A 26,131-nucleotide genomic window follows, 5' to 3' on the forward strand; every position below is an offset into this window, starting at 1 on the left:
GGCGGTAACCAAATACAGTCATACCACTACAGCCGAATTCAAAAAATGTAAAAGTAGTAGCGAGAGAATGTACAGGTCTTGCATGGGAATGGTGGAGAACAATTATTAATGAACAAAATGTTCCATTAACAAATGAAATAAAAGTTTCAATTGGAGGAACAACTTTACACCCGACTGCTAATATTAGTCATTAGGTAAAAGGGGCACGGCAACGATTACTTCTTTTTGGGGCCATTCAAAAAACAGATAGAATTCAAAGAACATATTGAATTCTATCTGTTTTTTATTTTTTTACATAAAGAACATTGAGGTTGCTTATACTCTTATCAGTCAGATGGTTTACTAAAACATCATCATAACAGAAATAAAAACTTTTTTATTTAATTAATATACAAATACTTTTGATGAGTTTTCCTCTAACAAACTAGAATTATAATTAGGTGCTAGTACGATGTTTGTATATGTCCCTGTACCCGAAAGGTATTTGTACCTATGTTTTAACCCCGATGGAATAAAAACAGATGCTGGACTTTCAATTATTTGCAATTCTCCTTCAATTTCCACTTCACATAAGAGGCCTGTACCATCTATTCTATTCCCCCAGAAAATAAAGGCACTATCACAATGATGTGCGTGAGTATCTACATGTCCTTCTAAGTTCTCATCCATATGGGCGTCGTAAAATACACGCTGTATTACATAAAATGAAGCACGTTCATCAGTTCTATAATCCATCTGTACCCAACGCTCTCCTGGACCATCACGATGATATAAAAGCTCAGATGCTCCTTTTACAAATGGTTTACTAACTCGGAGAGACTTTGAAAGCCGAGGCCCTTTTCTTTCTATACGTTTTTGTTGTATGTTCCTTACTCTGCCTATCATTTCAGGTTGAATACCCTCATATGCTGAGTAATTCTGCTGAACAGCTTTTATATGATAGGATGCAGTATGAGTAAATATATTCTTTCCAATAATCGGTCTCCAATGATCTACTTGACAACCAGTAGCTAATTGGAGAGATTGCGTTAATTCAGGAATCATCTGTAGTTTAAAGCACTGTAGATTACGCTTTTGAGATAAAAATACTGATAAATTTAGCAAATCAACAATCCCAGCACGTTCACCTATTCCGCACAATGTAGCATCAATGACAGATGCCCCTGAATCAATTGCAGCAAGAGCATTTGCCATGGCTAATCCTAAATCATTATGAAGATGAACTTCAATCTCACAAGGGAATGTCTCAACAGATTTCTTCACGATTGTCGCACACTGACCTGGCTCCCAAATTCCTACAGTGTCTGCTAAACTGATTCGATCTGCTCCAGCTATATGTGCAATCTGTCCAATGTAGGCGATATCTTCCCATTCCGTTCGTGAAGCATCTTCAATAGTAAAACGGATTTTCATTCCTAAAGATTTTGCTTCTTCAATAGCATGTTTCACCTGATTAATAACATACTCTTTTGATCGATTGGTATACTTTGTTTGTAAAGAAATAGGATTAATAGACGCCCAGATTCCTATCCAATCGGCACCAGCACGATAAGCCGCATGAACTTCTTCTTTTTTCGCCCGAGCATGCATAAGTATTTCGGCGTGCTTTGCAGATGCTGCAACTTCTCGGCAAATCTCTTCTTCTTCTTCAGAGATGCCAGGGTGTCCAACTTCAATAAGACTTACTCCAAAATCCTCTAACATGTGAAGTAATGTAATTTTGTCTTCCTTGGAGAAACGAATACCACATTGTTGTTCTCCTTCACGCAAGGTAGCATCTAATATTGTTAAACCCTTTTTCATTCCTGTTTGCCTTCTTTCGCTTCTATAAAGTTTAATGTTTGTTCGAATAGGGTATTACGATTCTTTTCATAAACAGCCCAGTGTGTTGCATCAGGGATTACTACTTCTTTTTTTTGTTTTGTACTTGTTAATTTTGACATCATATTTCGGTCTGCAAATATGTCATCTTCCCCGTAAATGACAAGTAATGGAGTGGTAATCTTAGATACATCATATAGGGGCTGATTTTTCCAAATATAAAATAAATCTTCAAGTGGACCAACTGGTCGACGAATCGTTTGATTATTTTTCTTACTCATAGGATCTGAATTAATAAAAACTTGTTTTACGGCATCCATTGCTTCGTCTGTAACAATTTTTTTATTTCCCATCATCATATGCCAATGATGCATTCCTTTATCAAAGTCCACCATTTGATAAGCTGGTGCTTCAGGATTAAACTGATTAGGTTGTAGTGGGTTTTCTAAAGGCTGTGTCATCATAGGAAGTGTGAACCCGTGCATATACCCATATAAAATAAGTTTATTAATATCTTGAGGATGGGATATTGCATAATTTCCAGCCACAACACCTCCATATGACCATCCAACAATATGAATTCTTTTTACGTTTCTCTTCTTTTTAATCCAATTTACAATTGTTTCTAGATCCTTGGTTGCATCATTCAAATGAATAACCGGACGGTTTTGGGCAGGAGGATCTGACATTTCTTTAGGGCGAGAAGAACGACCAAACCCTCTGAAATCCATAGCCCAAGTATCATACCCTTTTCTGGCATACTCATCCATCCATGAAAATTTTGGTACATCAAATGCTTGAGCTGTAGGTACACTAAATGGTTCTAAAAATAAGATAATTTCATCAGATGTATACTGTTTTTTATTATTTAAGTTTTTATGAAGTAAAAATAAATTTTCTTCTCCTTGCTGAATTTCTAATTCTTGTTTTACCACTTTAGAAGTTTGATCATTTTGAGAAGTTTCTTTGATATTAGAACAACTAGACATAAGTATTATCAAAAAAATTCCTACTAAACTAATATGTGTCCATTTTATCTTCATTTAGAATATTCCTTTCATTTCATAGAAATGATAGCTATGATCCCAGCCGCAATAATTAATCCGGCTGGTAACCCTTTTGTAAATAATACGGCAATAAGAGTACCTATTAAGACACCTAACAATATCGTAGAATTCATAGGTAGAACTCCTACACCTTTTCCTCCTATGTATGACACAGTAAAACCTGCTAGAATGGATCCTAATCCGATAGGAGAGGTAATTAATTTTATTACGTTTTCACTGGTAATCTTTCCAGATGTAATTGGTACTAAAAGGAATAGCATCAGAAAGAAAATACCAATTGGAAAAGAATATTGTTGAATAAGATGTAATAAAGTTTTTTGTCCAACAGCAAGTAAAACTCCTAATAAACAAGCCGCACCAGCTAGCGCATAATCCTTAACAAGTAGAGCGAGTGTAACAATAATCCCCAGTAACAAAAAAGGAAGCATATTCTCTTACCTCATCTATAATGTTGTATAATCCCAACTATCATTTTCAGGTACAGACACATGTACCATATTTTGATTTGCAAGGTTAATTTGTATTAAATTTGGACTTATTACAGGTTTTAAGTCTTCTCGATTTATTATAAATTTAAATGCTTCAAAGCTTGCCAGAATGCCTACGATATTCGCAACGGGAGACAGTACAGCCCATGGACGATCTTCTTGTACATAATTATTTGCCCATTTCTCATCCGCACCATGCTTGACCGAATGAAGAGCACGTCCATCTTTTAATTTATGAATTTTATTTTGCATTTCTGGTGTTAGTTCTTGTTGATAAGACGGATATCCTAACGCGATTTCATAAGGCGTAGAGTCAGGAGTTAAAGACATGACGCCACCTCTAAAGGGAGGTGTAACTGCAATCCAAATAGAAGGAATCCCTAATTTTTGAGCTGTACGATGGATAATTACTCTCGCTACTAAATTATCAGTTGCATCTATAATGACATCTGTATTCGTTAGAAGTTCTAATGCATTGTCCTCGGTAACAAATTCTTTCGTTATCTCTATTTGTAATAATGGATTAATGTCTTGCAAAACTTCTAAAGCAACATCTGCCTTCGGCTGTCCTAATTTACTGTTGGAACTTAGCATTTGTCGATTGATATTGCTTGCTTCAAATACATCTTGATCAATAACATGTAAAGAACCCACACCCATTCGCGCCAATTGGATGAGTGTAATTCCTCCTACGCCCCCTGCTCCAACTACAGTAACTCGAGAATTTTTTAATTTCTCCTGCTCCTCTATAGAGATAACACCAATATTTCGCGTAAAACTTTCTTCATATATATTTTGCATATTATTATTTTTTGTTAACAAATTATATTCCTCCTTACAGTGTTTTATAATCCCATCCACCCTTTGGGACTTCTTTTACTTGAACCGGGATATGACTATCTAAATCCATTACAATGCCTTTAGGCGCTCTAGCTAGAGGTTCACGACCAGTTAAAACTTGTATTGCTTCATGAAAGCTAAATAGTGACAATAGATGAGCACGCATCGGTGTGATAATCCAGCCTGCTTTTCCATCACAAAAATCTTGCGCCCACTCTTTTGGTGCGCCTTTCTCCACAGAATACCAAGCTCGACTTTTCTTTATATCAGCAATCTGTTGTCTTAATTCTTGATTTGTTAATTTGCATCCGACACTTGAGATGTTTAATGCTTCTTCATAAGGAATTCCGGTTGGAAAAAATGTAGAAACAAATCCTCGTGTTGGGGGGCTACCTGACATCCCCACACTTGGTATGCCTAATTCTCTAGCTGTTCTATGTATAATAACTCTTGAAGGCATATCATCTACGGCTTCTACTACAATATCATGCCCTTTTATAAGCTCGATTACATTATCTTCATCTACTCTTGTTTGTATAAAATTTGTTGATATATAGGGATGTATATCTTTTACAACCTGTTCTGCAACTTTTGCTTTTGGTTCACCTATAACACTAGAAAGCGCTAACATTTGTCTGTTAATATTAGAAACTTCAAATTCATCGGGATCAACACCGGTAATATGCCCTATTCCCATTCGCGAAAACAGAATTGCTTCATATCCACCTACTCCCCCTAGTCCAAAAATAATGACCTTCTTATTTCGAAGACATTCTTGTTCCTGTTCAGAATACACACCAATATTCTTCTTAACCATTTCCCAATAATATGAATCCATATCCATTTTGAAGTCTCCTTTATATGTAGTAACCATTTCAAAAAATAATTCCTCTATATAAAAATAGTCTAGAAGTATGTCATTTTTGTGTGCTATTTGTAAAAAAATTAAAAAACTTTCAATTCTTATTTTTTTAGCAAATGAATATATATCCATTTATTTCTTATATTATTTATGCGCAAAGTCATAATTATTGAGTTTTACAAATGAACCGTCCTAAAAAGTGAACGAGCGTTTACAAAGGTATACCTTTATAAACATGAGGTTTTTGAAACAAGAAAATGTGTCCTTAAGTGAATTTGAAAGTAAACAAATGGCTAAAAGTTTACTTTCGATCTTTGAATCATTTATAGCTCATTTTGTAATAAATTTCCTAATATAGAGATACTTATCAATTGTGTTTTAATATTCAAAATTAACAAAAATTGAAGTATTATAAAAATATGATGGTTATTCCTTTTGTTTACTCCTTGTGCTAAAGATAAGATCGTGTTCCCGAATCTTATCTTTTTATTTTTGGATTTTAGATACAAAAAAGGAACCCTTAATAGCTTAAGGATTCTGCAACAGGAAATAACAGATATATAACAATAAAAAGAATTACTTATATTATAATTTGAAAATAATACAAATAAATCGAGAAAATTTCGAATGAATCGAATATTATTACATACTTAATTATAATTGATTAGGAATTGAAGTAGTAATCTGTCATCTATTCCTTCATTTTAAAGAAGATTGATCTCAATCTTCTTTTTTTTGTGTATTCCCCTCTCCCCTAGAAGGAAGGATAAAGAATTACTTAATAATAGTGGAAATTGCCTGTTTGTAAACGGGTGTTTTTGCCCATCCCCTTGAAAAGGGGGAATAAGAAAAAAGCAAACTTCTCTTTTAAGAAGATTTGCTTTTTTCTAAGCTATATTCGTATTCTTTGACTCTTCTATATTTGCTATGGTAAGCACTTTTATAAATACAACGTATTTATTGATTAAGAAAAATATAAAATCCTTTTTCCCATCGATCTTTGAGCCATTGCAATTCATCTTTCATATTTGGAACGTATTCGTTTGTTCGTTCCAACAATTTATAGGTTTCTACTAGTTCCAAACATCGATTTGGACTAGTAAGAGAATGTATAAAGAGCATATCACGTGTTGTTACCGAACCAAAAGAGATCCCTTCACGGCTCACCGATAATAACTCTTGAATTTCCTCTTGATCCATATTTGTTTTCTTTAGGTAATTATTCATATCAATGAATGTAGTGTAACTCCATTTCATATTATCATAATCATTTTCTTGTAGGATCATTTCACGATAAGATTCCATATCTTGTATGAGGAAATTACGAATCGCATCTATAGAAAATTGCATGTACCAAACTTCCTTTACTGTATAGGGGATGTGTGAGTTTTAAAGTTCCTTAAAAAAAGTATTCTCCTAATATGTAGAGAAATACTTTTTTACTTTATCATATATTTAAGTTCTTAGCCTGTTTTAATAGCTGGTAATTTTGAAGAAAGAATCGTCATCGCTTCTCCTTTTTTGGGGTTACGACCGTTGCGCTCTGCAAGTTCCTGGACTTCGAATGTCCTCAAAAACCAAGCAACTGTACTTTTTCTCCTTGCTGTAAAGATTTTGCGATTTGGTCCAATATTACTTGTATCGCTGAATGTCACTTTAGGAGTTATTTTGCACCTATTTTGCACTATAAGTAAATATAAAAAGCCCAATTTCTCATTAAAATTGAGAAATTAGGCTTTTTTCGTTGCTCCATTAAAGCGCCAGATAGTTGAAGAAGGTTCTAGAAATTTAATATGAAATTACTTTTTGAATCTGATCATTAATATTTCCTTTACTTAATCCTCCGTGGTAACATACATCTATCATTATAACTACAAACGATTCCAAAAACGACTCAATCATCGAGCTCCGATCGAATATCGAATTTCGATGGCTGCATAGTCTTTTTTACAGTTGTCTACTTGACGGGGATAAGTCCAGATCCCGTAAATTAATCTGTTCTTTTTTAATCATATGCATAGCTTTCACTCCTGCAAGAATGGATGTAGCTGTGCCAAAAGACTTGAACCCTAACATAGAACGCACACGTTTCTTAATAAAACGATGATCTTGTTCCACTATGTTATTGAGATATCTAACTTGTCTTAGCTCTATGCCTTCAGGCATATGCTTTTCTTCTTTCAACGCTCGAATTGCTACAGGATAAGCGGGGTTCTTATCTAATGTTATCACACGAGGTTTAGAAACATACGAAAAAGCCAAGGCTTTCTTGAAAAAGCGCTTGGCTGCTTGTTTATCTCTTGATTTACTAAGAAAAAAATCAATGGTGTTCCCTTCGGAATCTACAGCACGATATAAATACATCCATTGACCTTTTACTTTGATATAGGTTTCATCAACTCTCCATGAGTCATTTGTTGATTTAAGATGATATCGTACTTTCTCTTCTGATTGAGGCCCATATTGATGAACCCAACGCATAATGGTTGTGTGAGCGATTGATACTCCTCGTTCTTCCATCATTTCCACCAGGTTACGAAAGCTTAAATTGTACCGCAGGTACCATCTTACTATTAATAAGATGAGTTCAGGCTGATAGTGTTTCCACTTGAATAAGTTTTGCTTTTCCATACTAATCACGTCCTTTTTTAAAGTACTAGTATCAGTATGTCCAAGTTTCGAAGATTCGTCACATGAGCCTTATAGTTTTTGCACCAGAACCGTTATAAACTTATAGGCAAAGTCGAAATCATAGCTACAAGTTTATAAAAATAGATTATACTTTATTTAATTTTTTATAAATGAAAAGGAGTGATATTTATGCAATTAAAAAATGTAACACCTATGGGATTAAATGATGAAGTGTTCAAAACAATTATTAATAAAACTGAAAATACATTTCCAACATTTTTTTTTATTAACCCATCAGGTAGTGTTGTCATACCAAAACAGTTGAACAAGGATATATGTATGTATGCAGTTTTTGGTGAAATAATGGCTATAATTGATAATGAAATCGAGATATTAAGGCATCAACAAATATTGTATCTCAATGCTAAGGTATACATTGAATTGAGAAATAATACAACTGACAATGTAATTGTATACATTGATTGTGTAAATAAGTAATTGTTGATTAGAATTATTGTATTATTTGTGAAATGTTTCACAAATAATACACAAAAAAATTAGTTATTTCATGTATAGTAAGAGTAGTTAAAAACTTCACATTATTATTTGTGAAATACTTCACATTATTTAAGCTTTTACTTAATATGCAAGAGGAAAATAATAAGTTCCAACATTTTAAATCTATTTTTATAGTGATCTGGAGGCTTTAATATGACAAACAAGACAGATGAAAATGAAGTACAAGCAATGGTCAACGTAGTAATTAAAGATGAAAATGAAGTACAAGAAGTTGTTAATACTTTAGTTGAAAATGGAAAAGAAGCACTAAAAGCACTAGAATCTTATACGCAAGAGCACGTAGATCATATTGTTCATGAAATGGCACTATCTGGATTAGATCAACATATGCCATTGGCAAAAATGGCGGTTGAGGAAACTGGCCGAGGTGTGTATGAGGATAAATGTACAAAAAATATATTTGCGACTGAATATATTTGGCATAGCATAAAAAAAGATAAGACTGTAGGGATTATCCATGAAGATCCACATGAAGAAGTTATTGAAATTGCCGAACCAGTGGGTGTAGTTGCTGGTGTGACACCAGTAACTAATCCTACCTCAACTACTATGTTTAAAGCAATAATTGCAATGAAAACAAGAAACCCAATCATTTTTGCTTTCCATCCATCTGCGCAGCAATGCTCTGTTGCAGCGGCTAAAGTTTTACGTGATGCAGCAATTAAGGCAGGGGCACCAGAAAATTGCATTCAATGGATCGAAAAACCTTCTGTTGAGGCAACAAAAAGATTAATGAACCATGAGGGGGTTGCACTTGTTCTTGCAACCGGAGGTGCTGGAATGGTGAAATCAGCATATTCTACTGGGAAACCGGCTTTAGGAGTAGGGCCTGGGAATGTACCTTGTTATTTAGAGAAATCGGCACATGTAAAACGCGCTGTAAATGATTTAATCTTATCAAAAACATTTGATAATGGTATGATTTGTGCTTCTGAGCAAGCGATTATTGTAGATAAAGAAATCTATAATGGTGTAAAGAAAGAAATGCAAGACAACAATTGTTATTTTGTTACAGAAGAAGAGAGAAAAAAATTAGAGAAGCTTGTCATTAATGAAGATACTTGTGCAGTAAATAGTGATATCGTTGGGAAATCAGCACATTATATTGCATCATTAGTAGGCATTAAGGTACCAGAAGATACAAAAATACTTGTAGCTGAAATTAAGGGAGTGGGTGCAGAATATCCACTATCGCGTGAAAAATTAAGCCCAGTATTAGCTTGTATCAAAGCAAATTCACGAGAAGAAGGATTTAAATACTGTGAGGAAATGTTAAATATGGGTGGCTTAGGGCATTCAGCGGTTATCCATTCCACAAATAAAGAAGTACAAAAACAATTTGGTTTACGAATGAAAGCTTGTCGTCTTATTGTAAATTCACCGTCATCACAAGGTGGAATTGGTGATATATATAACGCATTTATTCCATCTTTAACATTAGGGTGTGGATCATACGGTAAGAATTCTGTTTCACAAAACGTAACAGCTACACATTTAATAAATGTAAAGCGTTTGGCGAATAGAAAAAATAATATGCAATGGTTCAAATTACCGCCTAAGGTTTTTTTTGAAAAACATGCGACACAATATTTAGCTAAGATGCCAAACATTTCACGAGCATTCATTGTAACGGATCCAGGAATGGTAGAACTAGGATATGTAGATACAGTTACACATTACTTACAACAACATTTAAATGATGTAAAAGTAGGTGTTTTCTCAGAGGTAGAACCAGACCCATCAGATGAAACAGTTTTCAAGGGCGCTGAGATGATGAGAAGTTTCAAACCTGATGTAATTATTGCATTGGGCGGAGGTTCAGCGATGGATGCAGCAAAAGGAATGTGGCTATTCTATGAATATCCAGAAACAAAATTCTTTGGAATAAAACAAAAGTTTTTAGACATTAGAAAACGTACATGTAAATTTCCAACACTAGGGCAAAAAGCACAATTTGTTGCGATTCCAACAACGTCGGGAACAGGGTCAGAAGTGACACCATTTGCAGTTATTACAGATAAAAAAAATAATATAAAATATCCACTTGCTGATTATGAATTAACACCAGATGTAGCGATTATCGATCCACAGTTTGTCATGACAGTGCCACCTCATGTAACAGCGGACACTGGAATGGATGTGCTAACACATGCGATTGAAGCATACGTGTCTATTTTGGCAAATGACTATACAGATGGGTTGGCTTTAAAAGCAATTGATCTCGTATTTAAATATTTACCGAGAGCATATAAAGATGGAAATGATGAAAAGGCACGTGAGAAAATGCATAATGCTTCTGCAATTGCAGGTATGGCGTTTGCAAATGCATTTCTTGGTATTAATCATAGTTTGGCACATAAACTTGGACCAGAATTTCACATTCCGCATGGACGCGCTAACGCGATCTTAATGCCGCATGTAATTCGATATAATGCTATTAAACCGAGAAAACATGCATTGTTCCCAAAATATGAGCACTTTGTAGCAGATGAACGTTATGCAGATATTGCAAGAGCACTGGGATTGCCAGCGAGTACCGTAGAAGAGGGTGTGGAATCACTTGTACAAGCAATTATCAGTCTTGGGAAAGAATTAAATATTAATATGAGCATTGCAGGACAAGGGGTAAAACAAGAAGCATTTGAAAATGTTGTGGATGTTTTATCAGAAAGAGCATTTGAAGATCAATGTACACCAGCAAATCCGAAACTGCCATTGATTTCAGAATTAAGAGAAGTATATAAACAAGCATATCAAGGTGTGTAATAAATTCAGTGTGTATATCTTTTTTAGTTCATAGATTTTGTATTTGATGTCTGAAGAAATTCCGCCTTGATGACCTTTATTTAGGTAATATGGGAGTGTATAAAAAATATGTCTAATTGTAAGAAGTTAGATCAGGTGATTGAAAAAAAAAAGAATTGATATCGCTTGTTAAACAGTATGGATTCACTCATGAAAAGGTACTTTTTTTTAGTAGGGAATTAGATTCTTTACTAAATGATTTGATAAAATCTAATAAAAAAACAAAATAAATCAGATTTATATAAAAAAGAAATAAAATATAAATAATTAAGATATATAATAAATCAAAAAATACTCTCCTAAAAGTAGGAGAGTATTTTTTGATTTTAATAAAGAACTAAATAAATATAGCTAATTTTTTTAGTTAACAGAAGATGTCTTCCGTTAACTTATTAAACTTAATATAATAGATATTGTTTACGGAACACATTTAAAATCCACGATAAATTAAGTTTACGGAACACAATTGAAGAAAGAAGGATAAGGGGTATGGAAACGATTTAGGGAATGAGGTGCCACTCTTTACTTACAGAATGATTTGAGGAATGCTCTGACATATCTAAATCTTACCCATTTAAATTTATAAAAGAAGAGTCCATTTTGGATTCTTCTTTTTATGTGTTCGCAAAGGTACACTTTTTGACATGACGTTTAAATTTCGTATGAATTAAGCTTATTCCCCCTTTTCGGGGGGATGGGCAAAAACACCCAAATCACATTATTATGATAAAATATTGTTTAATGGATATCAAAAAGGAGGACATAACAATATGACTGATTCTAAACAAAAAACACCACTTTGGGAATGGTTTGCTTATCTTGGAGCAACCGTAACAATTATAAAACTTGTATATACATATTTATTTTAAAATCAAACATACACGTTCTACACAACCATAGTTACCATAACACTACTTATCAGCAGTCAATCTATCTAGAAATCTAGTAAAATCGAGTATTATTGAAAGTTTATCTAAGTATAATGCAACAACCATTGTTGATCAGGACCCATAGACAAATGATTGATTCGCTTCTCTTCAAAATAACTATATAAGTCTTTCCAACTTTTTAATTCCTTAAATAAATTTGCCGTTAATTCAGAAGCAGAAAAGACATATTCGATCAGGTGCTCATACTCATAGAAATAATAAACAAATTCATAATTTATATCATTTATATAACCAGCAACCCCATAACTTTTAGGAAAGCTGTTCATTTTAATCTTAGTAGCTCTTACAAAAGATTCTGGTAAATAACTTAATAATTCATTTTCGTTTTCAGGGATGAGGGCGTAAATATAACACCCTGAAGGATATATATCTTTAATTACTCTAATAAACATTTCTTTTGTCATTTCGTCTTCTAAATCAATCTCGATGACATCCAAAATATCATCTCCTAGTTCACATAATTTTCGAAGGCGGAAGTAATTCTGCTTGTATCTTTTGAAAGGAGTTGTGTTGTGGTTTGTTATATATTATTCTTCCCACCACTCATTTTCAATTCCCTCTAATAAGTGTTCGTAAAAGTTGTCTGCTTCTGGATAGATACCTTTTTCATGGGCACTCCAGTTTACAATAGGACATTCATTGTTCATCATTTTTTCCGTATCTAAACAATAGGAATACTCATCGCAATGCTCAATAATAATATATCCTTTCGGAATGTTGAAGGACTTAAATCTGTCATGGTAATACAAAATATCGTTGCAGCCGTTCACATATACACCATTTCCTCCTCCGCCATATTCCTTTAGAAACCATCGATAACTGCCCGGAAGCTTTACGTTCAGTCTCTCTTCAACTTCTTGAATGGTTTCTTCTTTCTCTTTATAGAAATGCTCCCTTAAATTATTGAATTCAAGTAGTTCTCTAATTTTACTGCGATACAACTCCATTTATGTTCCTCTCCTTTTTTCATCTCAACAGCAAACCCCTCCTGTTTGGAGGGAGGGTCAATCTTTGTTTTGTTTTTCTAACAGTTGAATAACCCTATCTAACTTTTGCTCAACTGAATCTTGCTTTTTGCGATTGCTGGTATGCCGAATTATACGTATAATCCCCCCAAACAGTGCACCGATGATCACTAAAATAATAGCAACTTCTATGTAATAAATATCGGTTTCTAAAGGCATTATTTAGAACCTCCTTTTTCCCCTATTTTACCATTTAAAAGAAATGATATGTTGTTTGATTTTGGTTGTATATTTTATACATGTAAGGTTAACATAACGCAACATTATTGGTAGCAAGGACATGGCAGGGGTACGGAAACGATTATGGGTTTCAAGGGCCACTCTGGAATTAAATACGGTTCTGGTGCAAAAAGATGATAAATAAAAAAGAATCAAGGATTCCTAACGGAATCACCTGTTAAGCAGTTAATCCAAACAGCTGGTTGATAAAAACATTCTGATTTTGGACAGACTGGTCCTGCAAATCAATTTGTTCTTTTTTGACCATATGCATGGCCTCAACACCACTCAATATAGAGGCTGCTGTTTTGTATGATTTAAATCCCAACATAGAGCGTATACGATTTTTAACAAAACGATGATCTTGTTCTACTATGTTATTTAAATATTTTATCCTTCGGATTTTGGTGCCTATTGTTATCCTTTTTTCTTTCTTCAACAGTTCGATAGCGATTGGATAAGCAGGGTTCTTATCAACCGTGATGATACGAGGTTTTGAGACATGAAAAGACCGCAAGGCTTTCTTGAAGAATCGCTTTGCAGCCTTATGATTTCTAGATTTACTCAAATAAAAGTCAATCGTGTTTCCTTCAGAATCAACGGCACGATATAAATACATCCATTGTCCTTTTACTTTGATATATGTTTCGTCCACTCTCCATGAGTTATTCGTTTGTTTGAGATGACGTCGAATTCGTTTATCAAACTCCGGCCCATATTGATGTACCCATCGCATAATAGTTATATGAGCCAGGAATAACCCTCGTTCCTTCATCATTTCCACCAAATCACGAAAGCTTAAGTTGTACCGTAGGTACCAACGTACAGTTAACAAGATGATGTCTGGTTGATAATGTTTCCACTTAAATAAATTCTCCTTTTCCATACTGATCACACACCTTTTATAGAGTAGTACTATCAGTATTTCCAAGTTTGATAGAACATTTTCATATACTTCAAAGTTTTCGCACCAGAACCGTATAAAGAATATTGATATGTGAGGGTTTTACTGCTCGCGAATAGCGAGATAAAATGAATGCAGGTATTTTTACATATGAATATATGGAAAAATCGATGAAATTGTCAGCTTTTTATTTTTGAAAAAAATTGTTTATCTATTTTCATAAAAAAATATTTTTTTGACCCCCATAAAATTTTTATTTCCTCCGAATATGTATAGTGAAGAAAGCAATTAGAATTGAAATCATTTCGTACAGCAACCTTGATTTTGAGAGGTATCGAAGCCATGCATATGATGAAAAAAGGGCAACTTCACCAAAGGGCAAAGGGTGAAATCTGCCCAAAATGAGGTTGAAGTCATTCATAAGATATTTGGATTAGTCGTTTGGTCTCAAAGTTAAAAGGAAATTACTGTTCTATATTCCTATTAAGCTATTTTCGCACCAAAACCCTAGAAGGTCTATCTATTAAAATAGTTTGCGTTTGTACTTAGAATAAAAAGAAAAGGAGTATGCAAAAAAATAATGGAGAAAAAAATTCAACAAGAGAAAGATAACTCAAAACACGTTTTTTATGATCCTAAAGGAAGAAGAAAAATAGCTTTCAGTTGGTTTCTATGTATCTCAATAGTTAGCATAAGTATTGTATTTTATTTTTTCTTTCGAAGTATTTTTTCAACACCAGAAATTCCAAATATGAATCCTTCTGTAAAGCAAGATACTAAACTTGTGCCTATTAATCAAAAACTCAGCGACGAGCAGTTAAAGAAAGAAGAATTTAAACCTAATACCGAAATGAAAAACGATGAAAATATGGTGAATTCAACGAGCGATAGTAAACAATCTAAAGAAGTTTATGGTTTTTATGTAAACTGGGATGAAAATAGTACTGCTTCTTTAAAAGAAAATATCGATTCCTTAACCACGTTAGTACCAGAATGGTATCACTTAAAAGCAGACTTAACAGTTAGTAGTGAGATAAAACCTGAGATTGTGAAGTTAGCCAAAGAAAATCATGTGAAAATTATGCCTTTACTTACTAACTATACAGAGGAAGCTTCTGGTCCTGATAGTGAACTTATTCATAAGTTACTGAATTCCCCAGAGCATGTAAAGACAACGTTTATTAACAATTTAGTAAAGCAAGTTGAAAAGAATCAATTTTCAGGTATTAATATTGACTTTGAGGCAATACCTGAAAGCGATAGAGAAAACTTAACAAATTTCATGAAAGAACTTACTACGGTCTTTCATAAACATCATTTGCTTGTTACACAAGATGTCCCTGCTAATGATAAAGCCTTTGATTATGGTGCATTAGCCAAAGTAATAGATCGTATGATTGTAATGATGTATGATGAGCACTATGGAGCAGGGACATCAGGACCAATTGCTTCAAATAAATGGTTTGAACATACGCTCAATGATCTAAACATTCCCTCCGAGAAACTTATAGTTGCTTTTGGTAATTATGGATATGATTGGGAAGTGAAGAGTAAAAAACCTGCGGAGCCTTTAACTTTCTCAGAAGTTATGAAAATGGCTCATGATTCAAATATAAAAATTCAATGGGATAAGATCAGTGGAAACCCTTATTTTCGATATAAAAAAGGAGCGAAAGAACATACTGCTTGGTTCTTAGATGGTGTTACTCTTTATAATCAAGTCAAAATCGCAATGAACCATAATGCAAAGGGGTTTGCATTATGGAGACTAGGAGCAGAAGATCCTACTGTATGGAAAGCTTTAAAAGATCCTATTGAAGTACAAAAAAATCCTGATGCATTACATAAAATCGCTAGTTTAGATGAAGTAAATTATTCTGGACAAGGCGAAATTTTACAGATTGAAAATGAAAGACAAAATGGATTGAGAGATTTTAAAGTAGGAAAAGAAGGTTATCTTACAGATGAAGTGTATCAATCACTACCATCTGCATATCAAGTGCAGCGCTATGGAAAACCAAAAGGAAAACAAGTAGTACTAACATTTGATGATGGACCAGATCCTAAATACACCCCGGAAATTCTAGATATATTAAAAGAGCATAAAATAAAAGCAGCCTTTTTTATACTTGGTGAAAACGCCCAACTAAATCCTAGTCTTGTTAAAAGAATGTACGATGAAGGGCATGAAATTGGCAATCATACCTTCAAGCATCCTAACGTAGCTGATACGTCTTTACTACGAACAAAAGTAGAGCTGAATACAACTCAGCGCCTGATTCAGGAAATAACTGGACATTCTACGGTTTTATTTAGGCCACCATATGAAGCAGATGCCGACCCGGATTCATCAAATGAAATATTGCCTATTTTGCGTGCACAAAATATGAACTATACAATGGTGGCAGAAAAAGTTGATCCTGAGGACTGGGCGACGCCATCAACAAATGAATTAGTAAAGCGTGCTGTTAATCCCATTTATAAGGGGGAGGGAAATGTTATTCTTCTCCATGATGCAGGAGGGAATCGTACCCATACGGTAGAGGCGCTGCCAATTATTATTAAAGACCTTAAAAAGCATGGATATAGTTTTGTAACAATTTCAGATTTAATGGGTAAAGAACGAGATGAAGTTATGCCTCTCGTTTCTTCTGAGGATAAGCAATATTTACTTTACAATAAAGCTGTTTTTTTAGGAGCCGGATATTCTAAGCATATATTAACAACTATTTTTTATATTGCTATTGGATTAGGTATTTTCCGATTCCTATTTTTAATTTATTTTGCATTCAAGCAGAAAAAGAAAACAAAATCTCGTTTATTTGCTAATTCGTCTTATCAACCTTTTGTTAGTGTTGTGATAGCAGCATATAATGAAGAGAAGGTGATAGCTAAGACGATTCGCTCAATTTTGGATAGTAATTATAGAGAGTTTGAAGTTATTGTCGTTGATGACGGATCGAAAGATGGTACGTCAAAAGTAATTCAAGAAACATTCTATAAACATCCTAAAGTTCGTTTAATTCAGAAAGAAAATGGTGGGAAATCATCCGCAATGAACTTAGGATTTCAAAAATCAACAGGAGAAATCATTGTCACTTTAGATGCGGATACAATTATTGCGCAGGATGCTATTTCTCTAATGATTAGACACTTTGAAGATCATAATGTAGCGGCAGTTTCAGGCAATGTCAAAGTGGGAAATAGACGGAATTTGTTAACTACTTGGCAACATGTTGAATATATTACAGGATTTAATTTAGAACGCAGAGCTTTTGATGAGTTAAATTGTATTACGGTAGTTCCTGGAGCTATTGGAGCATGGCGTAAAAAGAATGTAGTCGAATCTGGATATTTAAGTGAAGATACATTAGCAGAAGATACGGATCTTACTATAACATTTTTACGTGAAGGGCATAAAATTGTATATGAAGAAAGAGCATACGCTTATACGGAGTCACCTGAAGATGTGAAAAGTCTTATTAAACAGCGATATCGTTGGTCGTATGGTACACTCCAGTGTCTTTGGAAACATCGAAAAGCATTGTTTAATGCAACACATAAAACATTAGGGTTTATTGCATTACCTAATATGTGGTTATTCCAATATATTCTGCAATTCATTGCTCCTTTAGCAGATATATTAATGATTATGGGGCTATTTGGTAGTGATCCGCTGAAAGTTTTAGGATTTTATTTTGTATTCTTTCTAATGGATCTTCTCGCTTCTCTGTTTGCATTTAAATTAGAGAAAGAGAACCCTAAACCACTAGTATGGTTAATTTTACAACGCTTTATTTATCGTCAATTTATGACTTATGTTGTAATTAAATCTATATTTTCATCCATTCGAGGGGTAGCGGTAGGATGGAATAAACTAAAGAGAATGGGAAGTGTTGAGCATTCCCCAGAACATAAGGAGGCATCATAAGAGAGCAGACGATCTGCTCTCTTTTTGTTAAAAGGACTCACCATATCAAAAAAAGAAAATTGTTTGAACTTGTAGCATAAAATACAATTCTGTTAGGAATATATGCGTTTTACTGATTTTCATTTTATCTTTGCACCAGAACCGTTCTTAGTTATCATATTCAAATTAAACAGTTAATTTAATATGATGGAAAAGTGATGGTTATTACCCTATTTGTTTCTCCTTATGCCAAAGATAAGACCAAGTTCCTGGTCTTATCTTTTTTATTTATGGGGTCTTGCTACACATCCATTAGCATAACAAAATTTTTGTTATGGGTTATTTGTTGGCATTGGTTTGATGGCGGTGTAGTGCTATCCAAATGCCTTAGTGAGACAAAGTGATATTTCGTTGACCTTACTCGGATATGCAATATTACATATAAAAATGTATTGATATAAATATAAGCGCTTACTATAATAAACGCATAAAGATAAATCACATTTTAGTAACAACAAAAGAGGAGGAAATAATATGGCAATCGCAATGGCAGTTTTAAAATTTGTAGGCGGAATCATTCCATTTGTACAAGAACTTTTAAAAGCGGTAATGTAGGTTCATTATTTAGCAATTATTTATAAAAAATTATCATACAAATGATCTGTATATCAAAGATGAATTGATGTGCAGATCATTTGTGTGAGCAAAGTCCCTTTAGATATTATAAAAGGACTTTTTAGTAATCAAACTTTATTCCAATCCCATAGAAAACCCACAGAGAACACGAATGTTTTCTGTGGGTTTTGTTTATTTCAAAAGAGCTTGGGGGAAAACTCATTTTGATCAATTTTATTTTTCTAATACATCTGAACGAACTAATTTTAGATCATCCCTTTTAATTGAACCTGTTGAAGTGGAGGATACTTTTACTTTTGTAGCTGTATCCCAATAACCGCAACCTTGCCAAAACTTTGCAAAAGGTGAATTTACTGTTTTATTTACAATTCCTGCAGCTACTGAGCCAGGCTCTAGTGTGTATTCAGCAGTAACTTGGTATAATGCAGCTGTAATCGTTCTATCTGACTCATTAGTAAGGCTAAATTTACGAGACACTGTTTGTTCTTCACTTAATGAGATACTTGTACCAAATGTACTTTGGAACTCATAACTTGCGACCAAGTAAAAAAGCGCCCTGTTTACAGGGCGCTTCACTTTTACCTAATGACTAATATTGGCACTTGGATATAATGTTGTTCCTCCAATTGAAACTTTAATTTCATTTGTTAATGGAACATTTTGTTCATTAATAATTGTTCTCCACCATTCCCATGCAAGACCAGTACATTCTCTTGCTACGATTTTTACATTTTTTGAATTCGGCAGAAGTGGTATGACTGTATTGGGGTACCGCCACATCGCTATCAAGCTAAGATTCTTAATTACCCCCAGAATGAAAATTTTATATCTATACAAATTGTATTACTATGCACCTTGAAGACAAGTTTTATTATCATTATGACAAGTTAACTTGTCATAATGATAATAAAACTATACAATAAAAATATAATTAATAAGGGGTGGTTACTAATGATGCAAAAAGAGGAGATATTAAGCAAATACAAAAAAATGGGGAGAGATGAACGTAAAGAACTTATAGAATTAGATTCATCTAGTTACGGTTTAATGGCTGTGCTTGTTTTAGTCCTATTTTTTAGTTCTTGGAAATTGATGCATGGTATTAAAAGTTACGAATTAATTTCAATTTTTTCTGGTTATATAGCTAGTACAAGCTTTTATAAGTTTAAAAAATTGAAAGCACAAAAATTTCTTATTGCAAGCATTTTAGCAATAATGAGTACAATTGCAAGTGCCATAGCTTTCTTTATGGAGGGATGATAATTGAAAGATGAATTAGTACTGCAAAATCGTTTGAAAGTAGCAAGAGCTGAGAAAAAAATATCACAGGGAGAATTAGCTGAAATGGTAGGAGTATCTAGGCAAACAATTAGTTCTATTGAAACAGGACAATTTTGTCCAACTGCAAAGTTAGCATTAGTACTTTGTATAGCACTAGATAAAAAATTTGAAGAATTATTTTATTTTTGATTAATTCGTGTACTGGGAGTCAAAACAAATCCCTATCAATCTAATTTTTTATTATCCATAAAGCAAAAAATACGCCATCCTTTCCTATGAGCCTACCGAAAGAATAGCGTATTTTTTCATTTTAAGAAAATTTAATTTTGTTAGCTTAATAGCGATATATGTGCTCTTTAAATAAGTTATTAGAATCTTGATGCTTTAAATAAAAATTTATATAAAATATAGAAAAATAAAGCTATCAAGGCACCTTGCCATAAACTTAAGTTATAAGAAAAATAAGGGTGTTTTTTAAAATACATATGTAATAATACTGATATTCCAAATGGAATAGAAATTGATAATACAAATATAATTCGGCTCTTCCAATTCATTATGAATTTAAACGAGAATCCTTTCATTACATATAAAATAATATAAAGACCTCCAATAAGAATTATGACAGATAGTGTGGTTTCCAGAATATCAAATGACACACCTTCAGTTGGATAGTTTTTTTGAAAAAACGAAGTTATTACAGCAGATATCGTATCTATTCCAAATTGAATAGCAAGTAGTAAACTAATAATAAAACCAATTGTTGAAAATTTTTCAAACATTGTTTGTTGAGGTAGGGCGGCAATTAATTCGTCACAATACGCTGGAAGATCCTCCCCAAATACATCATAAGCATTTTTTCCTTCTTTTTGAGATTCAAGAAGGTGGTCTAAAATCTCCAATAATAGTTCTTCTGATTGCTTTTCAGGAACATTTGAACAGCGAATATACACTAACATATTTCCATAAGCTAATTCATTTTCTTCTGTTAGTAGCTCTCTTTTTTCATTATTCATTTTAGCCATTTCATCTGGTTTCATTTTGTTTTTCCCCTCCTAATAACCGATTTACAGTTGTTGATACCATATCCCAACTTTCCTTAAATACCTCTAATTGTTCTAATCCCTTCTTTGTTAAATGATAATACTTACGTTTAGGTCCTAGATTAGAGGTTTTCAAAGTTCCTTCGATTAACTTTTCTTTTTGCATACGCAATAAAAGTGGATAAATACTGCCCTCACTTACAAACGTAAAGCCATATTGATTCAATTTGGTACTTAGTTCATAACCGTATACTTCTTCTTGTGAGATGATATATAAAATACAGCCTTCTAATACACCTTTTAGCATTTGGCTATGCATCGATTCATCTCCTTTCAGTAGATTGCTATGCAAGTTAGTATGTAGTTAGAGTGTAACACCAGGTAACTTGCTTTGCAAGTCACCTGTTAGTCTTTTAATAAAGACTAAAAAAATCCCTAACAATTCTTTTGGATATTGTTAGGGATTTTTTCTATTTATGTTTTGTATTACTCCACGTTGTCAGCAAATTAAAAATTGCATGGTTTTCTAAAATGAAAAAATACGCTATTCTTTCTGTAGAATCATAGGAAAGGATGGCGTTTTTTATGTCTGTTTCTGTGTCTGAAGAATTACAACTATTTGCTCAAGAGATTCAAAGTTTTTTATCTCCAAATACCTTACGCGATCTTGCTACTCTATGTTTCTAACTAATATTTTTGCACCAGAACCTTTTTATATGCAATATTGCATAATATTATATATGTTATTCATGTTATGTTTAAAAATTAAAATATACTTAAAAAGTATATTATCATGAAAGGAGATACACCATGTTACCAAATACAACACGTAAACTTAACAAAAAGAAGAAATGGATTATCAGTGGGGTTATTACATTAATTGTTATCGTTGCAGCCATCAATATTTTTGTCATGCAAGGTAAGAAGAAGAGTGAGGCAAAGGCAGATGCTGTTAGCTTCGAAAAAGTAACAGAGCGTAAACTTAATAATACAAAATTGATTTCAGGGCAGGTGAAACCTGGGAATATTGAAAGCTTTTATGCAGATCCGACAAAAGGAAAAGTAAAGGATATTGAAGTGAAAGAAGGGCAAGAAGTAGAGAAAGGAACGAAATTATTCTCTTATGATAATGAAGAAATTAATTTACAGATGAAACAAGCTGAGCTTGATCAAAAAATGGCTACTATGCGTTATGATCAAGAGCAAAAGAAAATAGATTCCATAAAGAAAGAGATTAAGAAGGCGAAAGATAGCGGTGCTGGGAAAGAAGTAACAGATCCGTTAGAAGAGCAAGTAAGCGAATTAGAAATGGCACAAAAAACAACTGATCTTGAAAAAGAAAAAGGAAAGTTACAAAAAGAAGAGTTAAGTAAAAAACAGAAAGAACTTACGATTTATAGTAATTTTACAGGTGTTGTACAAAAGTTAGATAAAGATGCAGCACAAAGTTCATCTCAAGCTTTAGGTGGCCAAGGGAAAGCATTCTTACAAGTTGCTTCTAAAGATCCGTTCCAAGTTCAAGGGACTTTAACAGAGCTTCAAAAGTCACAAATTCAAAAAGACCAAACGTTTACTGTAACTGCGAAAGCAAATAATAAGAAGAAGTGGACAGGTAAAATTACAGAAGTAAGTGAATTCCCAACGAGTGCAGAGATGGCTCAAGCAGCTGGTGAAGGAACTCAAAATATGTCTCAATATACATATAAGGCAAGTCTTGATAGCCAAGATGGTTTATCTCCAGGTTATCACGTTTCTTTACAAGTAAATTTAGAGAATAAGACAATGATTGCTGTTCCAAGTAAGAGCATTGTAGAAAAAGGCGAAGATGCATTTGTTTATATCGAAGAAAAAGGAAAGCTTCGTAAGCAAAATGTGAAAAAAGGTGCTACTGATGGAGATTGGACAGAGATTGTTAAAGGCGCAACAGTGGGGCAAAAGGTGGTTAAAAATCCTTCCGACAACGTGTATGACGGAATGGAAGTGAAAGAGAAATGATTACTTTAAATAATATTGCTAAAACGTATTATCAAGGAAAGCTTGCGGTACCGATTTTGCATGGTATTAGTTTAACGATTCAGAGTGGTGAGTTTGTTTCAATTATGGGACCGTCTGGTTCCGGTAAATCAACGCTTATGAATATTATCGGTTGTTTAGATCGTCCAACAGAAGGCAAATATATGCTGAATGATGTGAATATCTTAACAGCAGATGAGTCAAAGCTAGCTTTAATTCGTAATGAATATATCGGCTTTGTGTTCCAGCATTTTAATTTACTGCCACGTCTTTCAGCGGTGGAAAATGTTGAACTTCCTCTCGTATATGGTGGGGTGAAGAAAGCAGAACGTCGTCAAAGAGCTCTTGAAGCGCTTGGAAAAGTTGGATTATTAGATAGAGTACACCATTTACCTAGTGAGTTATCAGGTGGACAGAAACAGCGTGTAGCAATTGCGAGAGCGATTGCGAATAATCCAACGTTCATTATGGCCGATGAGCCGACGGGTGCGCTTGATACGAAGTCTGGTGAACAAGTTATGGATATTTTCACGAAGCTTAATGCAGAAGGTACGACGATTGTTATGGTTACGCATGAAGAAGAGGTAGCAGCTTATTCATCTCGTCGCATTGTACTGCGAGATGGGAAAATTACTGAAGATAGAAGGTGTGCAGTATGAGTTTACTAGATAGTATGAAAATTGCCCTATCTTCTATTTTAGCTCATAAACTGCGTTCAGCTTTGACGATGCTCGGTATTATTATCGGAGTAGGTTCTATTATTATTGTCGTTGCGATTGGGCAGGGCGGGGAAGCGATGCTGAAGTCGAAAATCGCTGGTTCTGGTAATAACCTTATGCCAATTCAGTTTAAACCGGATATTAATGATGAGTTTGCTATGGGTGGGCATGAGGTACCAAAATTAACGGAAGAAGATATTCTTGAGGTGAAACAGGTAAAAGATGTTGCCCATGTTATTACGACGAATAGTACGATGGAAACACTTGATATAAACGATAAAAAAGCAATGATTAATGTTATTGGACTAGATAGTGAATATTTTCAAGTAAATAAAGTGAAAATGGTCAAAGGCCGTTCATTAAATGAATCAGATATTTCGCAAGGGAATAACGTTGTGATGATTAGTATGAAGGCAGAAGAGACGTTATTTAAAGATGAAAATCCAGTAGGGAAAATTATTGAAATGAAAGGACAGCCTGTGCAAATTATCGGTGTCTATAAATCAGATAATGAATTTATGGGATTTGAAACTGAGGAAATACTGATTCCTCTCACTTTATGGCCTGTTTTATACGGAACAGATGAAATTCAAAGTATCGCAATTCAAGCTAAAAATGTAGACAATTTAGAATCAGCAGGAAAAAAAGCTATTGAAGTATTAAATAGTCGTAAGCCGAGTGAAATTCCAGGTAAATATGAATTAGTGAACTTAAAAGAGTTCCAAGAAGGAGTTTCTAAAGTCACTAATATCATGACAATGATCATCGGTGGTATCGCAGGTATTTCATTAGTCGTTGGTGGTATTGGCGTTATGAACATTATGCTCGTATCTGTAACGGAGCGTACGCGTGAAATTGGGATACGTAAAGCACTTGGAGCAACACGTAGTAAAATTTTATTACAGTTTTTAATTGAAGCCGTTATGTTAACGCTTCTAGGTGGTTTAATTGGAATTGGTCTTGGATATGGCGGGGCATATATTGTCTCCACATTCGCAAAATGGCCACCGCTCGTTTCGTGGGAAGTTGTTGTTGGAGGCGTATTATTCTCGATGACACTTGGTATTATTTTCGGATTAATTCCAGCAAATAAAGCTGCAAAATTAGATCCAATTGAAGCACTTCGCTACGAATAGTTTACTAGTGTAGTAAAGATAAATATCTTTACTACACATACATATTGTTTGAGTCAATTGTTTGTACCATTCTTTAAGAGGATTATATATATAGAAGGAGGCGCAATAATGGAAGCGAATATTAATACACAAGATGTAGGTGCGAAAAAGCCATCATTATTTGGAATGATTACATCTCCTGGAGTACAATTTGAAAGAATGAAAACAAACAAGAAAGTTTGGGGTATGTTCCTATTAGTAGCATTGTTACAAGGGCTTCTAGGTGGTTTAAATGCGTATGTTATGTATACCTCACCTGAGATGCTTAAAATGAAAAAAGAATTAGGTGAAATGGCTGGACAAAGTTCACTTACATCAGAAGTTATTTCTGGAATTGGAACAAGCTTTGCTAGTGCGATGGTTGGAACACTATTCATAGCAGCTATTTATAAAATGTTTATGATGTTCTTTGGTAATGATACGCCTTATAAAACCTTATTGAATATTGTAGCTTATACAAACATTGTCCTTATTATTGGTGGACTTATTAATTCTATTTTAAGTATAATCTTTGGTAGTGGAATGAGCCAATATACGAGTTTAGGGTTATTATTTACGAAAGGTACATTTGCATATGGAATTGGTAATACAATTGAACTATTCTATGTATGGAATTTACTCTTAATTTGGCTCGGATTACACATTACAGCTGGATTAAGCAAAGTGAAAGCATCGATTCCAATTATTATTCTATTCATTATTAAAGCGGTATTCTTTGCGGCAATTATTGTATTAATAGCGAAGTTTTTACCAGGTATGTTAATGTAAATAAATTAAGTTCATTATTACTAAGTTTAGTAGAAGATTTGTAACATTAATAACCGGTTCCTTAACGTACAAGGTACCGGTTATTTTGTGTCCAAAATGTGTTCAGACGTACAATTTTCTTTTTTTGTATGGTGACCCCATGTCCATCAACTTAATATACCCTAAAGTACCAAAAAACGTTATTCTTTTTATACAAGCTAGATTAGGAAGAATAACGTTTTTTAATCCAAGAAATTTAACGGATTACCCGAAAGAATTCGGTTCTGGTGCAAATACTTAGGAAAGATATAAAGAGGCGAAAATTTTCCTAGTGGAATCTAGTCTTAAGCAACAATTCCAAATAGTTGATGGATGAACTTCACTTGATTTTGGACAGACTTGTCCAGTAAAATAAG

Annotated in this window: 25 protein-coding genes and 2 pseudogenes; 11 read left to right on the forward strand and 16 right to left on the reverse strand. The window is 33.7% G+C overall.

Features of this window, described 5'->3' with window-relative positions; translation table 11 throughout:
* Positions 1-11: 11 nt before the first annotated feature.
* Positions 12-194, forward strand: a pseudogene (locus B5P40_RS06615) (thiol-activated cytolysin C-terminal domain-containing protein); the annotation flags it as partial.
* Positions 195-384: 190 nt separating this feature from the next.
* Here B5P40_RS06615 and B5P40_RS06620 read toward each other — a convergent pair.
* The 8 genes from B5P40_RS06620 to B5P40_RS06655 form a co-directional block, all read right to left on the reverse strand.
* Positions 385-1,803 carry a homocitrate synthase/isopropylmalate synthase family protein gene (locus B5P40_RS06620; protein WP_002191921.1) on the reverse strand — a complete coding sequence of 473 codons (1,419 nt, stop codon included), beginning with the start codon at positions 1,801-1,803 and terminating at the stop codon, positions 385-387.
* Positions 1,800-2,864 carry an alpha/beta hydrolase gene (locus B5P40_RS06625; protein ID WP_002187957.1) on the reverse strand — a complete coding sequence of 355 codons (1,065 nt, stop codon included), beginning with the start codon at positions 2,862-2,864 and terminating at the stop codon, positions 1,800-1,802. Before B5P40_RS06625 ends, B5P40_RS06620 begins: the two co-directional genes overlap by 4 nt.
* Positions 2,865-2,878: 14 nt before the next feature.
* Positions 2,879-3,316 carry a DUF441 family protein gene (locus tag B5P40_RS06630; RefSeq protein ID WP_002161856.1) on the reverse strand — a complete coding sequence of 146 codons (438 nt, stop codon included), beginning with the start codon at positions 3,314-3,316 and terminating at the stop codon, positions 2,879-2,881.
* A 15-nt stretch (positions 3,317-3,331) separates the two neighbouring features.
* On the reverse strand, positions 3,332-4,198 hold the full coding sequence (locus B5P40_RS06635; RefSeq protein ID WP_113708985.1) for a HesA/MoeB/ThiF family protein: 867 nt from the start codon (positions 4,196-4,198) through the stop codon (positions 3,332-3,334).
* 13 nt (positions 4,199-4,211) lie between these two features.
* Positions 4,212-5,060, reverse strand: a complete 849-nt coding sequence (locus B5P40_RS06640) for a HesA/MoeB/ThiF family protein (RefSeq protein ID WP_002144027.1) — start codon at positions 5,058-5,060, stop codon at positions 4,212-4,214.
* A gap of 975 nt (positions 5,061-6,035) precedes the next feature.
* The gene (locus tag B5P40_RS06645; protein WP_002191919.1) at positions 6,036-6,428 is read right to left on the reverse strand and encodes a hypothetical protein; all 393 of its coding nucleotides are present in this window, start codon (positions 6,426-6,428) and stop codon (positions 6,036-6,038) included.
* Positions 6,429-6,541: 113 nt separating this feature from the next.
* Positions 6,542-6,733: an HU family DNA-binding protein gene (locus tag B5P40_RS06650; RefSeq protein WP_050551333.1), complete on the reverse strand. Its 192-nt coding sequence runs from the start codon at positions 6,731-6,733 to the stop codon at positions 6,542-6,544.
* A 292-nt stretch (positions 6,734-7,025) separates the two neighbouring features.
* Positions 7,026-7,709 carry an IS6 family transposase gene (locus B5P40_RS06655; RefSeq protein ID WP_113708986.1) on the reverse strand — a complete coding sequence of 228 codons (684 nt, stop codon included), beginning with the start codon at positions 7,707-7,709 and terminating at the stop codon, positions 7,026-7,028.
* A gap of 189 nt (positions 7,710-7,898) precedes the next feature.
* On the opposite strand from B5P40_RS06655, the gene B5P40_RS06660 reads away from it, so the two are divergent.
* The 3 genes from B5P40_RS06660 to B5P40_RS06670 all read left to right on the forward strand — a co-directional run bounded on the left by B5P40_RS06660 (position 7,899) and on the right by B5P40_RS06670 (position 11,323).
* Positions 7,899-8,207 (forward strand): hypothetical protein, encoded by a 309-nt coding sequence (locus B5P40_RS06660; RefSeq protein ID WP_002191917.1) that lies wholly within the window; start codon positions 7,899-7,901, stop codon positions 8,205-8,207.
* A 249-nt stretch (positions 8,208-8,456) separates the two neighbouring features.
* On the forward strand, positions 8,457-11,054 hold the full coding sequence (gene adhE, locus B5P40_RS06665) for a bifunctional acetaldehyde-CoA/alcohol dehydrogenase (RefSeq protein WP_033713939.1): 2,598 nt from the start codon (positions 8,457-8,459) through the stop codon (positions 11,052-11,054).
* A gap of 155 nt (positions 11,055-11,209) precedes the next feature.
* On the forward strand, positions 11,210-11,323 hold the full coding sequence (locus B5P40_RS06670; RefSeq protein ID WP_078177481.1) for an aspartyl-phosphate phosphatase Spo0E family protein: 114 nt from the start codon (positions 11,210-11,212) through the stop codon (positions 11,321-11,323).
* A 743-nt stretch (positions 11,324-12,066) separates the two neighbouring features.
* Here the strand turns inward: B5P40_RS06670 and B5P40_RS06675 are convergent.
* From B5P40_RS06675 to B5P40_RS06695, 4 genes are all read right to left on the reverse strand, one after another.
* On the reverse strand, positions 12,067-12,480 hold the full coding sequence (locus B5P40_RS06675) for a hypothetical protein (RefSeq protein WP_016127980.1): 414 nt from the start codon (positions 12,478-12,480) through the stop codon (positions 12,067-12,069).
* 90 nt (positions 12,481-12,570) lie between these two features.
* Positions 12,571-12,990 (reverse strand): SMI1/KNR4 family protein, encoded by a 420-nt coding sequence (locus tag B5P40_RS06680; protein WP_113708987.1) that lies wholly within the window; start codon positions 12,988-12,990, stop codon positions 12,571-12,573.
* 57 nt (positions 12,991-13,047) lie between these two features.
* Positions 13,048-13,227: a DUF4083 family protein gene (locus tag B5P40_RS06685; protein WP_002193664.1), complete on the reverse strand. Its 180-nt coding sequence runs from the start codon at positions 13,225-13,227 to the stop codon at positions 13,048-13,050.
* Between the two features lie 238 nt (positions 13,228-13,465).
* Positions 13,466-14,173, reverse strand: coding sequence for an IS6 family transposase (locus tag B5P40_RS06695; protein ID WP_113708988.1), 708 nt, complete (start codon positions 14,171-14,173; stop codon positions 13,466-13,468).
* A gap of 598 nt (positions 14,174-14,771) precedes the next feature.
* On the opposite strand from B5P40_RS06695, the gene B5P40_RS06700 reads away from it, so the two are divergent.
* Positions 14,772-18,122 carry a trifunctional glycoside hydrolase family 18/polysaccharide deacetylase/glycosyltransferase family 2 protein gene (locus B5P40_RS06700; RefSeq protein ID WP_002191911.1) on the forward strand — a complete coding sequence of 1,117 codons (3,351 nt, stop codon included), beginning with the start codon at positions 14,772-14,774 and terminating at the stop codon, positions 18,120-18,122.
* A gap of 828 nt (positions 18,123-18,950) precedes the next feature.
* Here B5P40_RS06700 and B5P40_RS06710 read toward each other — a convergent pair.
* Both B5P40_RS06710 and B5P40_RS06715 read right to left on the reverse strand, forming a co-directional pair.
* Positions 18,951-19,280, reverse strand: a complete 330-nt coding sequence (locus B5P40_RS06710) for a hypothetical protein (RefSeq protein WP_258402124.1) — start codon at positions 19,278-19,280, stop codon at positions 18,951-18,953.
* A gap of 39 nt (positions 19,281-19,319) precedes the next feature.
* Positions 19,320-19,502, reverse strand: a pseudogene (locus tag B5P40_RS06715) (thiol-activated cytolysin C-terminal domain-containing protein); the annotation flags it as partial.
* Positions 19,503-19,691: 189 nt separating this feature from the next.
* On the opposite strand from B5P40_RS06715, the gene B5P40_RS06720 reads away from it, so the two are divergent.
* Together B5P40_RS06720 and B5P40_RS06725 are read left to right on the forward strand one after the other, a co-directional pair.
* Positions 19,692-19,997 carry a DUF6442 family protein gene (locus B5P40_RS06720; RefSeq protein ID WP_033728411.1) on the forward strand — a complete coding sequence of 102 codons (306 nt, stop codon included), beginning with the start codon at positions 19,692-19,694 and terminating at the stop codon, positions 19,995-19,997.
* A 3-nt stretch (positions 19,998-20,000) separates the two neighbouring features.
* Positions 20,001-20,207 carry a helix-turn-helix transcriptional regulator gene (locus tag B5P40_RS06725; protein WP_000651002.1) on the forward strand — a complete coding sequence of 69 codons (207 nt, stop codon included), beginning with the start codon at positions 20,001-20,003 and terminating at the stop codon, positions 20,205-20,207.
* A gap of 179 nt (positions 20,208-20,386) precedes the next feature.
* Here B5P40_RS06725 and B5P40_RS06730 read toward each other — a convergent pair whose 3' ends face one another.
* Together B5P40_RS06730 and B5P40_RS06735 are read right to left on the reverse strand one after the other, a co-directional pair.
* Positions 20,387-21,058: a hypothetical protein gene (locus B5P40_RS06730; protein WP_113708990.1), complete on the reverse strand. Its 672-nt coding sequence runs from the start codon at positions 21,056-21,058 to the stop codon at positions 20,387-20,389.
* Positions 21,045-21,380: a PadR family transcriptional regulator gene (locus B5P40_RS06735; RefSeq protein WP_002191906.1), complete on the reverse strand. Its 336-nt coding sequence runs from the start codon at positions 21,378-21,380 to the stop codon at positions 21,045-21,047. Before B5P40_RS06735 ends, B5P40_RS06730 begins: the two co-directional genes overlap by 14 nt.
* Positions 21,381-21,871: 491 nt before the next feature.
* Here B5P40_RS06735 and B5P40_RS06740 point away from each other — a divergent pair, with 491 nt between their 5' ends.
* The 4 genes from B5P40_RS06740 to yknW all read left to right on the forward strand — a co-directional run bounded on the left by B5P40_RS06740 (position 21,872) and on the right by yknW (position 25,736).
* Positions 21,872-23,056 carry an efflux RND transporter periplasmic adaptor subunit gene (locus tag B5P40_RS06740; RefSeq protein WP_002191904.1) on the forward strand — a complete coding sequence of 395 codons (1,185 nt, stop codon included), beginning with the start codon at positions 21,872-21,874 and terminating at the stop codon, positions 23,054-23,056.
* A complete protein-coding gene (locus tag B5P40_RS06745) occupies positions 23,053-23,733 on the forward strand; it encodes an ABC transporter ATP-binding protein (RefSeq protein WP_002191903.1) in 681 nt (226 codons plus the stop codon). The genes B5P40_RS06740 and B5P40_RS06745 overlap by 4 nt, the downstream gene beginning before the upstream one ends.
* The gene (locus B5P40_RS06750; protein WP_113708991.1) at positions 23,730-24,929 is read left to right on the forward strand and encodes an ABC transporter permease; all 1,200 of its coding nucleotides are present in this window, start codon (positions 23,730-23,732) and stop codon (positions 24,927-24,929) included. Before B5P40_RS06745 ends, B5P40_RS06750 begins: the two co-directional genes overlap by 4 nt.
* 108 nt (positions 24,930-25,037) lie before the next feature.
* Positions 25,038-25,736 carry a YknW family membrane protein gene (gene yknW, locus B5P40_RS06755; protein ID WP_002191901.1) on the forward strand — a complete coding sequence of 233 codons (699 nt, stop codon included), beginning with the start codon at positions 25,038-25,040 and terminating at the stop codon, positions 25,734-25,736.
* Positions 25,737-26,131: the final 395 nt, after the last annotated feature.

Origin of the sequence: Bacillus sp. SRB_8 (assembly GCF_003264205.1) — a bacterium.
In the GTDB taxonomy this organism is placed as follows: Bacteria; Bacillota; Bacilli; order Bacillales; family Bacillaceae_G; genus Bacillus_A; species Bacillus_A mycoides.

Bases quoted from the DNA above. Each gene is read 5' to 3' on its own strand.
- B5P40_RS06620 (WP_002191921.1), bottom strand. From the start codon at position 1,803: ATGAAAAAGGGTTTAACAATATTAGATGCTACCTTGCGTGAAGGAGAA.
- B5P40_RS06625 (WP_002187957.1), bottom strand. From the start codon at position 2,864: ATGAAGATAAAATGGACACATATTAGTTTAGTAGGAATTTTTTTGATA.
- B5P40_RS06630 (WP_002161856.1), bottom strand. From the start codon at position 3,316: ATGCTTCCTTTTTTGTTACTGGGGATTATTGTTACACTCGCTCTACTT.
- B5P40_RS06640 (WP_002144027.1), bottom strand. From the start codon at position 5,060: ATGGATATGGATTCATATTATTGGGAAATGGTTAAGAAGAATATTGGT.
- B5P40_RS06645 (WP_002191919.1), bottom strand. From the start codon at position 6,428: ATGCAATTTTCTATAGATGCGATTCGTAATTTCCTCATACAAGATATG.
- B5P40_RS06655 (WP_113708986.1), bottom strand. From the start codon at position 7,709: ATGGAAAAGCAAAACTTATTCAAGTGGAAACACTATCAGCCTGAACTC.
- B5P40_RS06660 (WP_002191917.1), top strand. From the start codon at position 7,899: ATGCAATTAAAAAATGTAACACCTATGGGATTAAATGATGAAGTGTTC.
- adhE (WP_033713939.1), top strand. From the start codon at position 8,457: ATGGTCAACGTAGTAATTAAAGATGAAAATGAAGTACAAGAAGTTGTT.
- B5P40_RS06680 (WP_113708987.1), bottom strand. From the start codon at position 12,990: ATGGAGTTGTATCGCAGTAAAATTAGAGAACTACTTGAATTCAATAAT.
- B5P40_RS06685 (WP_002193664.1), bottom strand. From the start codon at position 13,227: ATGCCTTTAGAAACCGATATTTATTACATAGAAGTTGCTATTATTTTA.
- B5P40_RS06695 (WP_113708988.1), bottom strand. From the start codon at position 14,173: ATGGAAAAGGAGAATTTATTTAAGTGGAAACATTATCAACCAGACATC.
- B5P40_RS06700 (WP_002191911.1), top strand. From the start codon at position 14,772: ATGGAGAAAAAAATTCAACAAGAGAAAGATAACTCAAAACACGTTTTT.
- B5P40_RS06720 (WP_033728411.1), top strand. From the start codon at position 19,692: ATGCAAAAAGAGGAGATATTAAGCAAATACAAAAAAATGGGGAGAGAT.
- B5P40_RS06730 (WP_113708990.1), bottom strand. From the start codon at position 21,058: ATGAAACCAGATGAAATGGCTAAAATGAATAATGAAAAAAGAGAGCTA.
- B5P40_RS06735 (WP_002191906.1), bottom strand. From the start codon at position 21,380: ATGCATAGCCAAATGCTAAAAGGTGTATTAGAAGGCTGTATTTTATAT.
- B5P40_RS06740 (WP_002191904.1), top strand. From the start codon at position 21,872: ATGTTACCAAATACAACACGTAAACTTAACAAAAAGAAGAAATGGATT.
- B5P40_RS06745 (WP_002191903.1), top strand. From the start codon at position 23,053: ATGATTACTTTAAATAATATTGCTAAAACGTATTATCAAGGAAAGCTT.
- B5P40_RS06750 (WP_113708991.1), top strand. From the start codon at position 23,730: ATGAGTTTACTAGATAGTATGAAAATTGCCCTATCTTCTATTTTAGCT.
- yknW (WP_002191901.1), top strand. From the start codon at position 25,038: ATGGAAGCGAATATTAATACACAAGATGTAGGTGCGAAAAAGCCATCA.